At 73.2% G+C, this 10,425-nt stretch carries 12 protein-coding genes; all 12 read right to left on the minus strand.

All coding sequences use genetic code 11. The features are described 5' to 3' along the window. Nucleotides 1-112 precede the first annotated feature (112 nt). Nucleotides 113-925 (minus strand): DUF1206 domain-containing protein, encoded by an 813-nt coding sequence (locus ABFT23_RS16660; RefSeq protein WP_347897182.1) that lies wholly within the window; start codon nucleotides 923-925, stop codon nucleotides 113-115. Further along, nucleotides 922-2,310, minus strand: coding sequence for a dihydrolipoyl dehydrogenase family protein (locus ABFT23_RS16665; protein WP_347897184.1), 1,389 nt, complete (start codon nucleotides 2,308-2,310; stop codon nucleotides 922-924). Before ABFT23_RS16665 ends, ABFT23_RS16660 begins: the two co-directional genes overlap by 4 nt. Nucleotides 2,311-2,332: 22 nt before the next feature. Next, nucleotides 2,333-2,737, minus strand: coding sequence for a transcription antitermination factor NusB (nusB, locus tag ABFT23_RS16670; RefSeq protein WP_347897186.1), 405 nt, complete (start codon nucleotides 2,735-2,737; stop codon nucleotides 2,333-2,335). Then, a complete protein-coding gene (gene efp / locus ABFT23_RS16675) occupies nucleotides 2,737-3,300 on the minus strand; it encodes an elongation factor P (protein ID WP_347897188.1) in 564 nt (187 codons plus the stop codon). The genes nusB and efp overlap by 1 nt, the downstream gene beginning before the upstream one ends. Nucleotides 3,301-3,478: 178 nt before the next feature. After that, nucleotides 3,479-4,120 (minus strand): hypothetical protein, encoded by a 642-nt coding sequence (locus ABFT23_RS16680; protein ID WP_347897189.1) that lies wholly within the window; start codon nucleotides 4,118-4,120, stop codon nucleotides 3,479-3,481. Between the two features lie 127 nt (nucleotides 4,121-4,247). Then, nucleotides 4,248-4,874, minus strand: a complete 627-nt coding sequence (locus ABFT23_RS16685) for a hypothetical protein (protein WP_347897191.1) — start codon at nucleotides 4,872-4,874, stop codon at nucleotides 4,248-4,250. Nucleotides 4,875-5,532: 658 nt separating this feature from the next. Next, nucleotides 5,533-5,976, minus strand: a complete 444-nt coding sequence (locus ABFT23_RS16690; protein WP_457623603.1) for a type II 3-dehydroquinate dehydratase — start codon at nucleotides 5,974-5,976, stop codon at nucleotides 5,533-5,535. Beyond that, a complete protein-coding gene (gene aroB / locus ABFT23_RS16695; RefSeq protein ID WP_347897195.1) occupies nucleotides 5,973-7,091 on the minus strand; it encodes a 3-dehydroquinate synthase in 1,119 nt (372 codons plus the stop codon). Before aroB ends, ABFT23_RS16690 begins: the two co-directional genes overlap by 4 nt. After that, nucleotides 7,088-7,597, minus strand: coding sequence for a shikimate kinase (locus ABFT23_RS16700; RefSeq protein ID WP_457623605.1), 510 nt, complete (start codon nucleotides 7,595-7,597; stop codon nucleotides 7,088-7,090). The genes aroB and ABFT23_RS16700 overlap by 4 nt, the downstream gene beginning before the upstream one ends. Then, nucleotides 7,594-8,772, minus strand: coding sequence for a chorismate synthase (gene aroC / locus ABFT23_RS16705; RefSeq protein ID WP_347897197.1), 1,179 nt, complete (start codon nucleotides 8,770-8,772; stop codon nucleotides 7,594-7,596). Before aroC ends, ABFT23_RS16700 begins: the two co-directional genes overlap by 4 nt. 40 nt (nucleotides 8,773-8,812) lie before the next feature. Next, nucleotides 8,813-9,598 (minus strand): A24 family peptidase, encoded by a 786-nt coding sequence (locus ABFT23_RS16710; RefSeq protein WP_347897198.1) that lies wholly within the window; start codon nucleotides 9,596-9,598, stop codon nucleotides 8,813-8,815. Continuing rightward, nucleotides 9,595-10,422: a shikimate dehydrogenase gene (locus ABFT23_RS16715; protein ID WP_347897200.1), complete on the minus strand. Its 828-nt coding sequence runs from the start codon at nucleotides 10,420-10,422 to the stop codon at nucleotides 9,595-9,597. Before ABFT23_RS16715 ends, ABFT23_RS16710 begins: the two co-directional genes overlap by 4 nt. Between the last annotated feature and the right edge of the window lie 3 nt (nucleotides 10,423-10,425).

Here is a 10,425-nt window from a genome sequence, read left to right on the forward strand (position 1 = left end):
GAACGGTGTCACGACCGGCCCAGACTAGATCGGGGCCGACGTCCCCCGGGTCGTGCCCGTCGCGTGGCCGGGGGAAACGTCGTGGAGCCGGGCTGGGCCCGGGTGGTCGGGGTCATCGGTCGAGGTGGCGGGACCAGGCGAAGCAGAAGAGTCCGTAGGCCCCGAAGCCGAGCCCGACGGCGATCACCAGGGCCGGGCCACCGGTGGCGTCGAGCAGACGACGCAGCGCCTGGTCGAGCCCGCCCGACTTGTCGGCCTCGTGGGTCGCGGCGGCGTGGAGGAACAGCGCGCCGACCGCGCCCAGGGCGAGGCCCTTGGCGACGTGACCGATGCGCCCGAGCCAGCGGTACGCCGTCCCGGTGTCGCCGGAGCGGCCCTGGCCGTCGAGGTGCTTGAGGTACTTCTCGCGCCAGGCGTAGACCAGCAGCGCCACGCCGACCCCGATCACCGCGAGTCCGACCAGGGCGACGAGCACCTGGCCACCGGGGGCGTCGAGCAGTCGCGCCGTCCAGGTCTTGGTGCCGTCGCCACCGCCGCCCGAGCCGGTGGCGACCGAGACGCCGCTGGCGCCGATGACGACGTAGACCACCGCCTTGCCGGCCGAGACGGCGCGCTTGCGCAGCCGGGTCGTGCCGTCGGCGTCACGGTGGCCGACCGCCGCCTCGAGGCCCTGCCACAGCGCGAGCAGGAAGAGCCCGATCGCGACGGCCCACACCAGCCCCGCCCCGAGCGGGGTGTCGGCGAGCTGGCGCATCGCGCCCTCGCTGGTGGCCGAGCCCTCCCGGTCGCCGAGCGCGAGGGTGATCATCAGCCAGGCCAGCACGAGGTGCACGACCCCGAGCGCGACGAGGCCGACCCGCGCGAGACGGTCGAGCCACTCGCTGTCGTTCGCGTCGCGGGCGGCGTCGGTCGCCGACGACGTCACGACAGGTCTCCCAGCGCGGTCTCGATCGCCCGGTGGAAGGTCGGGTAGGCGAAGATCATCGTGCGGAGCGTCTCGACCGGCACCGCGGCGTGCACGGCGACGGCCAGGTAGCCGAGGATCTCTCCCCCGGCCGGACCGACGGCGGTGGCGCCGACGAGCACGCCGCGGTCGGCGTCCTCGACGACCTTGACGAGGCCACGGGCACCGGGGCCGTGGGTGAAGCCGCGCGAGGACTCCTCCAGCTTCGCGTGGCCCACCCGCACGCTGAGGCCGGCGTCGCGGGCCTGCTGCTCGGTGAGTCCGACGCCGGCGACCTCGGGGTCGGTGAACGTCGCGTGCGGGAGGGCGTGGTAGCTGGCGGGCGGGCCGTCGTCGCCGAGCAGGTCGCGCGCGGCGATGGCCGACTGGTACATCGAGACGTGGGTGAAGGCGCCCTTGCCGGTGACGTCGCCGATCGCCCACAGGCCGTCGACGCCGCTCATGCGGAGTCGCTCGTCGACGTCGAGCGTGCGGGCCGTCGGGTCGAGCCCGACGGTCTCGAGGCCGAGGTCGTCGAGGTTGGGCGTGCGTCCGGCGGCCACGAGCAGCTGGTCGGCACGCACCTCCTCGTCGCCGCCGTCGGTCGTGAGCGCGAGGGTGAAGGTGCCGTCGGCGTGCGAGACGCGCTGCGTGATGGCCGAGGTCAGCACCCGGATGCCCTCGCCCGCGAGCACGTCGGCGAGCAGTGCGCTCGCCTCGGGCTCGTCGCCCGGCACGAGCCGGTCGCCGCGCTGGACGATGGTGACCCGGCTGCCGAACCGGGCGAAGACCTGCGCCAGCTCGCACCCGATCGGGCCACCTCCGAGGACGAGCAGCGAGCCGGGGCGCGACGTCGTCCGGACGGCGTCGCGGTTGGTCCAGTAGGGCGTGCCCTCGAGGCCGTCGACCGGTGGCGCCGCGGGACGGGTACCGGGGTTGAGCACGACGCCGACCTGGGCGGTCACCGAGCGCCGGGTGCCGTCGGCCAGCTCGATCTCGACCGACCGGGGTCCGGTGAGCCGGGCGACGCCGTGCACGACCTCGGCGCCGGCGTCCTCGAGACGGCGGACGGCGACCTCGTCGTCCCAGCCGGCGGTGGCCTGCTCGCTCACGCGGCGCGCCACCGGCTCCCAGCTCGGGGTGAGGGTGACGTCGCCGGCCAGCTCGGAGGCACGGCGGGCCTCGGCGAGGGTGTCGGCGGCGCGCACCATCATCTTCGAGGGGATGCAGCCGTAGTAGGGGCACTCGCCGCCGACGAGGTGCTTGTCGATCGCGAGCACGCGGCGTCCGGCCTTCGCGACGGTGGTGGCGAGCGACTCGCCGCCGGGTCCGAGTCCGATGACGACGACGTCGTAGGGATCTGTCATGACGCCAGCATGGCGTAGATGACTACTCGGCCGCCTCAGCCCGCTGGATGGCCCCGAGGACACCGTTGACGAACTGCGGCGACTCGTCGGTCGAGAGGTCCTGCACGAGCGCCATCGCCTCGGTGATCGCGACGGTGCCCGGCACGTCGTCGGCGTGCAGGAGCTCCCAGACGCCGAGACGCAGCACGTTGCGGTCGACGGCCGGCATCCGGTCGAGCGTCCAGCCCGTGGAGTAGCGGCTGAGCAGCGCGTCGATCGACGCCGACTCGGCGACGACGCCGCGCACCAGCGTGGCCGTGTAGTCGTTCGGCGGGCCCTCACCGGCCGCGATGGCGCGGTCGAGCGCCTCGACCGCCGACTCCCCCCGGAGGTCGGCGGCGTACAGCGTGTCGAGCGCGCGCTTGCGCGCCTTGGAACGAGCCCCCATCAGGACTTGACGCGGCTCATGTACGACGAGTCGCGGGTGTCGACCTTGACCTTCTCGCCCTGGTTGATGAACAGCGGCACCTGGATCTCGTGACCGGTCTCGAGCGTGGCCGGCTTGGTGCGACCGGTGGCGCTGTCGCCGGCGAGGCCGGGCTCGGTGAAGGTGATGACGAGCTCGACCGAGGCCGGCAGCTCGATAAACAGCACGCGGCCCTCGTTGGTGGCCACGACGGCCTCCTGGTTCTCCAGGAGGAAGTTGGCGGCGTTGCCGACGATCTCGGGGCTGATCTCGAGCTGCTCGTAGGTCGAGGTGTCCATGAACACGAAGTTCGTGCCGTCGTTGTAGAGGTACTGCATCGTGCTGCGGTCGACCGTGGCGGTCTCGACCTTGGTGCCGGCGTTGAAGGTCTTGTCGACGGTCTTGTTCGACTCGACGTTCTTCAGCTTGGTGCGCACGAACGCGGGGCCCTTGCCCGGCTTGACGTGCTGGAACTCGACGACGGCCCAGAGCTGGCCGTCGATGTTGAGGACCATGCCGTTCTTGAGGTCGTTGGTGGTAGCCATGCGCGCAGGTCAGCCTTCGTCGTAGGGATCGGCGGGCGCGGACGCCCCGATCGAGGAGTGGTCGATGGTCGTCGGCGCCACGGCGCCAGGACAACAGCGAGCGAGTCTATCGGGACGACGCCCGAACACCCTCAATCGCGCCGGTCGGCCGCCCGGACGGGCTGGGCCGATCGGTGCGTCAGCAGCCCCGGCGGGCCGGTGCGGACGTCGGGATCGACGCGCCGCGCGTCCTCGCAGGCGGCTCGACCGCCGCCGGCGGGAGGTCGTTGCGCACCCAGCCGTGGAACACCGACCGCCCGCGCTTCGGCGACCAGCTGTAGACGCAGTTGCCCTCGGGCGGCTGCGCGATCACGGCGACCCGCGCGCGCAGCCGCCCGACCGGGCCACCCGTCGTCCCGGCGACGGCGTCGAACTCACGCAGGCAGCTCTGCGGGATCACGAAGCGTCGTCCGGGCCCGGCCGCGCCCTTGAGCCTCACCGACTTCTTGCCGGCGCAGTTCGCCGGCCGGCTGACCTGCCGCGTGCCGTCGAAGGTCTGGTACAGCCGCGTGGTGCCGAGCACCGACTGCAGGATGTAGTCGGCCGACGCGCCCGGGTCGCGCCCCGACGGCCCGAAGTCGAGGTAGATCTCGTAGCCGATCACCCGTTGCGGCTGCTTGGTCCTGATCGTGAACCGCCACGCCTTCGGCGTGCTGGCTACCGTGACGCTCTCGAGGTAGGGTCGCGGCTTCGCCGGCTCGAAGGTCTTCGACTCGGCCGACGCCGGCGACGTCCCGGGCCCCACCAGGCACGCCACCGCGGCCGCGAGTGCCGCACCCACGACCGTGAACGTACGAACGGGACGACGGTGACCTACGTGCTGTGTCATCGGTGCTCCTCCTGGCTCGGTTCGACCTCCTCGGACCCTAACCCGGCCCGGGCGGGGATAGTTCGACACTCAGTCGACCTCATTCGGCGGAATCAGGTCGATGGAGTGTCGAGGTATCCCCTCCTGCCACCTCGATGCCGACGAAGCCGAGCCCGCCGTCGCTCGCGACGAGCCGCTCCGCCTGACCGGTCCGCTCCAGGAAGGCATCGAGGGTCTCCGGCTCCCGGTACCAGGACGGCGGCTCCACCGTCCACGCTCGGGCGGCGGGCTCGAGGAACCCCGCGCGAGACCTTGCGGCGAGGATGCGGGACGCCGCCTCCTGTCGTGAGTCGCCTCGCGCGATCGCGACGTACTCGAGCCCGTGCGAGCGGAACAGCTCCTCGCGCACCAGGTCCTTGCGGTGGCGTGTGGCGCTGCGGTGGACCTCGCCGAAGTACTCGATGACCAGTCCGGCGACCGCGTCGAACAGGTCGGGCATGCCGATCAGGTGGCCCGACAGGTCGAAGACCGGTCGGTTGACGAGCAGGCCCCAGAGGCCGGCTCGGAGCTCGCAGACCAGCCGCAGCCAGGGTTCTCGGGGCGAGAGGGACTCGTCGACGGCGTACGACGCCGCCTCGCGAGCCAGTGGCGCACCGATGCGCGACGTGCAGTTGCTGACGAACGTCGCGAAGAGCCAGACCGAGATGAGGCGGGCCGCCGCCGTCATGTCGATGGCCTGGACTGCCGACCACAGGTCGTCCCGAGTGGCGATCTCGTCGAACAGCGCGCGTCCGACGGTGGCGACCGGCAGTCCACCGATGATCTCTCGCTCACGAGGCCCGATCGCTCGCCGGCGAAGTAGCACGCCGGGCGACGCCCGCATGTTCCGGTAGGTCGGAATGACCAGCTCGACCGGGACCTCGCCCCTCCCCTCTGGACCGAGCCCGTCGAAGTAGGCCGCACCCCGCCAACGAAGCGCCGCCCACCCGGACACGCACCCCTCGGGTGGGAGCCTCGCACCTGCCTCCAGGATCCGCTGCTCGACCACGGGTGGTCGATCCACCGGTGCGTACAGGCCGGGCCCTACCTTGTCGTACCCCGACCCGTTGGCGACGCGCCAGGTGATGTCGCCCGTGCGCCCTCCGGTACGCATCGGACGCACCAGGCCGTCAGGTCTAGGACAGGTGGCACTCCACGATCCTCGTTCCATGGATCGAGGTTCCGATCGAGAGCACCGGACTCCAACGACTCGCTCGCGAGCTGTGGAGAACCCCGAGCCGGGAGGCGCCTGTGGACGATTCGTGGCTCCTTCAACAGGCCGCGCCGGGGTAGTTCGACACCTGGTCGACCTCCGCGGCCCCCGAGCAGGTCGACTGAGTGTCGAACTATCCCCCGCAGGCGGTCAGGCGCGCGATCGACTCGAGAGCGAGCCGGTACCCGTCGACACCGTGACCGGCGATGACCTCGGCGGCGTGGGTGGTGACGACGGAGGTGTGGCGGAACTGCTCGGGTCGCTGGCGGGGGTCGCTGATGTGGACCTCGACGAGCGGCGCGGTGAGCTGGGCGCAGGCGTCGAAGATCGCCCAGGAGTAGTGGGTCCAGGCCGCGGCGTTCAGGACGACGGGGGTCGCGTCGTCGGCGGCGGTGTTGAGCAGGTCGAGCAGGACGCCCTCGTGGTTGGTCTGGTGCACCTCGACGTCGAGGCCGAGCGCGCTCCCCCACGCCACGCACTGCTCGGCGAGCTCGGTGTGGCTCGTGTGGCCGTAGATCTCGGGCTGACGGCGGCCGAGACGGCCGAGGTTCGGGCCGTTCAGCACGAGCGTCCTCACAGCGGATCGCCCGCGATCGCCTCGAACGCCTCGCGCAGGTGCTCCTCCGACGGGCCGGCGAGGATCGTCGGCGACCCGACGTCGTCGAGGACGACGAAGCGCAGGGTCGCGCCGCGCGACTTCTTGTCGATGCGCATCGTGGCCAGCAGGTCCTCGAACGGGGCGCCGTCGTAGGTGGTCGGCAGGCCGACCCGGCCGAACGCCGTCCGGTGCCGTTCGACCACCTCGGCCGGCAGGCCGGCGGCGCGGTGGGCCAGCTCGGCGACGAACACCGAGCCGATGGCGACGGCCTCGCCGTGGCGGATCACGTAGTCCTCGGCGCGCTCGATGGCGTGCGCGAGCGTGTGGCCGTAGTTGAGCGCCTCGCGCCCGGGGTGCCCGCCCCCGGCCCCGCCGGTCTCCTTGAGGTCGGCGACGACGACGTCGATCTTCACCTTGATCGCGCGCTCGACGAGCTCGCGCAGCACCGGGGACGACGGCACGAGGTCGGCCGGGGCGGTGGTCTCGACCAGACGCAGGATCTCGGGGTCGGCGATGAAGCCGCACTTGACGACCTCGCCGAGCCCGGCGACGAGCTCCTCGCGGGGCAGCGTCTCGAGCAGGTGGAGGTCGCAGATGACCCCGGACGGCTCGTGGAACGCCCCGACCAGGTTCTTGCCGGCGGCGGTGTTGATGCCGGTCTTGCCGCCCACGGCGGCATCGACCATGGCGAGCAGCGTGGTGGGCACGTGCACGACCCGCACGCCCCGCAGCCAGGACGCCGCCACGAACCCGCCCAGGTCGGTGGTGGCGCCGCCGCCGAGGGTGACGACGACGTCGGAGCGGGTGAAGCCCTCCTCGCCCAGCGCCTCCCAGCAGCCGTTGAGCACGTCGGCCGACTTCGCCTCCTCGCCGTCGGGCACCGTCAGGATCGTGACGTCGCGCTCGGCGAGCGCCTCGACGAGTCCGTGGGCGGCGTCCTCGGCGAGCTCGACCAGCGACTCGGGCACGATCACCGCGACCCGCAGCGCGTCGCCGACCATCGCCGGCAGGTGGTCGGCGAGGTCGTGACCGACGACGACGTCGTAGGGCGACGCGCCGCCGACGTGGAGCACGGTCTCGTCGGCGTCGGTCATGCGAGGGCCTCCTGGATGCGGGTGGCGACGTCGTCGGGCGAGGCGTCGTCGGTGTCGACGACGATCGTGGCGACCGACTCGTAGATCGGGGTGCGCTCGTCGAGCAGCGCCTTGATGCGGGCCCGCACGTTGCCGAGCAGCAGCGGGCGACCGGTGCCGAGGCCGACGCGCTTCACCGCCTCGCTCAGCCCGACGCGGAGGAAGACGACACTGTGTCCGGCCAAAGCCTCGCGGGTGGCGGGGTCGAGCACGGCCCCGCCGCCGAGCGACAGGACGCCGTCGTGGTCGGCCAGCGCGGCGGCCACCGCCTCACGCTCCAGGCCACGGAAGTGCGCCTCGCCCGACTCGACGAAGATGTCGGAGACCGCCCGCCCGTCGGTGGCCTCGACGTCGCTGTCGGTGTCGCGGGCCTCGACGCCCCACCGCGCGGCCAGCACGCCGGCGACCGTCGTCTTGCCGGCCCCCATGGGCCCGACCAGCACGACGCGCGGGCCCGGTGCGGTCACCGGTACCTCAGCGACGACAGGTAGGTCTCGCAGTTGCGGCGGGTCTCGCCGAGGGAGTCGCCGCCGAACTTCTCGACGACGGCGTCGGCGACGACGAGCGCCACCATCGCCTCGGCGACGATGCCGGCCGCCGGGACGGCGCACACGTCGGAGCGCTGGTGGTGGGCCACGGCCTCCTCGCCGGTGGCGACGTCGACGGTGCGCAGCGCGCGCGGCACGGTGGCGATCGGCTTCATCGCCGCCCGCACGCGCAGCACCTCGCCCGTGGTCATGCCGCCCTCGGTGCCGCCGGAGCGAGCGGAGACGCGGCGGATGCCGTCGTCGGTCGGCACGATCTCGTCGTGCGCGAGCGAGCCCGGCGTGGCCGCGAGCTCGAAGCCGTCGCCCACCTCGACGCCCTTGATGGCCTGGATGCCCATGAGCGCGCCGGCGAGGCGCGAGTCGAGGCGGCGGTCCCAGTGCACGTGGGAGCCGAGCCCCGGCGGCAGCCCGTGGACGACGACCTCGACGACGCCACCGAGCGTGTCGCCGTCCTTGTGGGCCTGGTCGATGCGCTCGACCATCGCGGCCGAGGTGTCGGGGTCGAGGCAGCGCACGGGGTCGGCGTCGAGCCGCTCGACGTCGTCGGCCGCGGGCCACAGCCCGGACGGCGCGCGCACCCCGCCGAGCTCGATGACGTGCGAGACGATGCGGGCCCCGACCGACTGCTCGAGGAAGTTGGAGGCCACGCGGCCGAGCGCGACCCGTGCCGCCGTCTCGCGGGCCGAGGCGCGCTCGAGGATCGGCCGCGCCTCCTCGAAGTCGTACTTCTGCATGCCGGCGAGGTCGGCGTGGCCGGGCCGAGGGCGGGTGAGCGGGGCGTTGCGGCCGGTCTCCTTGAGCAGCGACGGGTCGACCGGGTCGGCCGCCATCACGGTCTCCCACTTGGGCCACTCGGTGTTGCCGACGGTGATCGCGACGGGGCCGCCCTGCGTGCGCCCGTGGCGGACGCCGCCGTTGATGGTCACCTCGTCCTGCTCGAACTTCATCCGGGCGCCGCGGCCGTAGCCGAGCCGGCGCCGGGCCAGCGAGTCGGCGATGTCGGACGTCGTCACCTCGACGTGGGCCGGCAGGCCCTCGAGGATCGCGACCAGGGACGGGCCGTGGGACTCACCCGCGGTCAACCAGCGCAACATGGGGTCAGTCTGTCATCGGCCCCGCGGCGCCGATGACCCCTCACCCGCCGACGAGACGTTGCCCGACCCAGGCGCCGACCGCCAGACCGATCGGGACGCCGACCAGCAGGAACGGACCGAGCGGGATGTTGAACTTCAGCACCGTCGTGCTGCGGCGCAGCAGGGCGACCACGAGCGCTGGCACGCCCGAGAGCAGGAACGCCGAGTAGAGCCCGACGACCCACTCCCCCCAGCCCTGGTGGGCCAGCAGGAAACCGCACAGGCCGGCGAGCCGGACGTCGCCGAAGCCCATGCCGGCGGGGTAGACGAACCAGAGGACGAAGAAGAACCCGAAGCCGAGCACGAAGCCGATCAGCGCGCGCACCAGGTCGGCGCCGGCGGTGTCGGTGAACGGCACCAGGGCCGCCGCGCAGACCAGCGCGAGACCGAGGCCGGCCCACACGACCCGCGACGGCAGCAGCCGGGTGCGTAGGTCGACGACGGCGAGCAGCACCCCGATCGGGACGACGGGCAGCAGCACCACGAGGTCGGGGTCGACGCCGACGGCCAGCACGATCGCCACCGCGACGAGGGCGGCGACGACGCTCGTGATCGCCGCGAGTCCGGGCTCGGCGCCGATGTCGCGGTAGAGCCGCTTCGGGCCCTCGTCGAGCCGGACCTGCTGGCGCGGTGTCAGCGGGCCCTCGAGCGCCTTGGCCTCGAGCTCGGCGAGCACGGGGTCGGGGGGCGGCTCGCGCAGCGCGGCGATGGCGCGCGGAACGAACAGGCCGGCCAGGCCGGCGGCGATCGCGGCGAGGGCGGCGACCAGCACCACGTCGCCGCTCACGACGACCTCACCCGCGCGGCCAGCGCCTCGGCGCCGGCGGTGCGCATCACCTCGAGCGGGCCTGGCGTGCCCGTGAAGCGCTCGACCTGCAGCACCGCCTGGTGCACGAGCAGGTCGAGACCGCCGACGAGCACGCGGCCGCCGGCCTCGGCCGCCGCGGCCAACGGCGTGGGCCAGGGGTCGTAGACCACCTCGAACGTCACGGGCACCTCGCCGCAGCGACGCACCAGGTCGTCGGTCTGGGCGGCCACCGGGATGGTCGAGACGACGACGTCGCCCGAGACCGGCTCGTCGAGGCCACCGACGCTCACGCGCGGGGCCGACGCGTGGGCCGAGACCACCGCGACCGTCTCGGCGGCCCGTCCGGGCGAGCGGGCCAGAAGGTGCACCTCGCGCGCGCCGAGGTCGCACATCGCCAGGCCCACCGAGGCGGCGGTGGCGCCGGCGCCGAGCACGACCGCGCGCGAGACGTCGCCGTCCCAGCGCTCCCGGATGGCCGCCGCGGCGCCCGGGAGGTCGGTGTTGTCGAGCAGCAGGCGGTCGCCGTCGAGGACGACGGTGTTGGCCGCGCCGGTCAGCCGGACGACGTCGGACGACTCCCCCGCCCACCTGGGGCCGAGCGCGACGACCTCGCGCTTGAGCGGCATCGTGAGCGACAGGCCGCGCCAGGCGTCGTCGAGCCCGGCCAGGAAGCCGGCCAGCCCACCGGACGGCACGCGCACCGCCTCGTAGGACCAGTCGAGCCCGAGGGCGGCGTAGGCCGCACGGTGCAGGACCGGCGACAGCGAGTGGCCGATCGGGTCCCCGAGAACAGCACAGCGCACGTT

The organism is Nocardioides secundeburneus, assembly GCF_039939255.1.
Classification (GTDB): Bacteria; Actinomycetota; Actinomycetes; order Propionibacteriales; family Nocardioidaceae; genus Nocardioides.

Bases quoted from the DNA above. Each gene is read 5' to 3' on its own strand.
- efp (WP_347897188.1), bottom strand. From the start codon at position 3,300: ATGGCTACCACCAACGACCTCAAGAACGGCATGGTCCTCAACATCGAC.
- aroC (WP_347897197.1), bottom strand. From the start codon at position 8,772: ATGTTGCGCTGGTTGACCGCGGGTGAGTCCCACGGCCCGTCCCTGGTC.
- nusB (WP_347897186.1), bottom strand. From the start codon at position 2,737: ATGGGGGCTCGTTCCAAGGCGCGCAAGCGCGCGCTCGACACGCTGTAC.
- aroB (WP_347897195.1), bottom strand. From the start codon at position 7,091: ATGACCGACGCCGACGAGACCGTGCTCCACGTCGGCGGCGCGTCGCCC.
- ABFT23_RS16665 (WP_347897184.1), bottom strand. From the start codon at position 2,310: ATGACAGATCCCTACGACGTCGTCGTCATCGGACTCGGACCCGGCGGC.
- ABFT23_RS16685 (WP_347897191.1), bottom strand. From the start codon at position 4,874: ATGACGGCGGCGGCCCGCCTCATCTCGGTCTGGCTCTTCGCGACGTTC.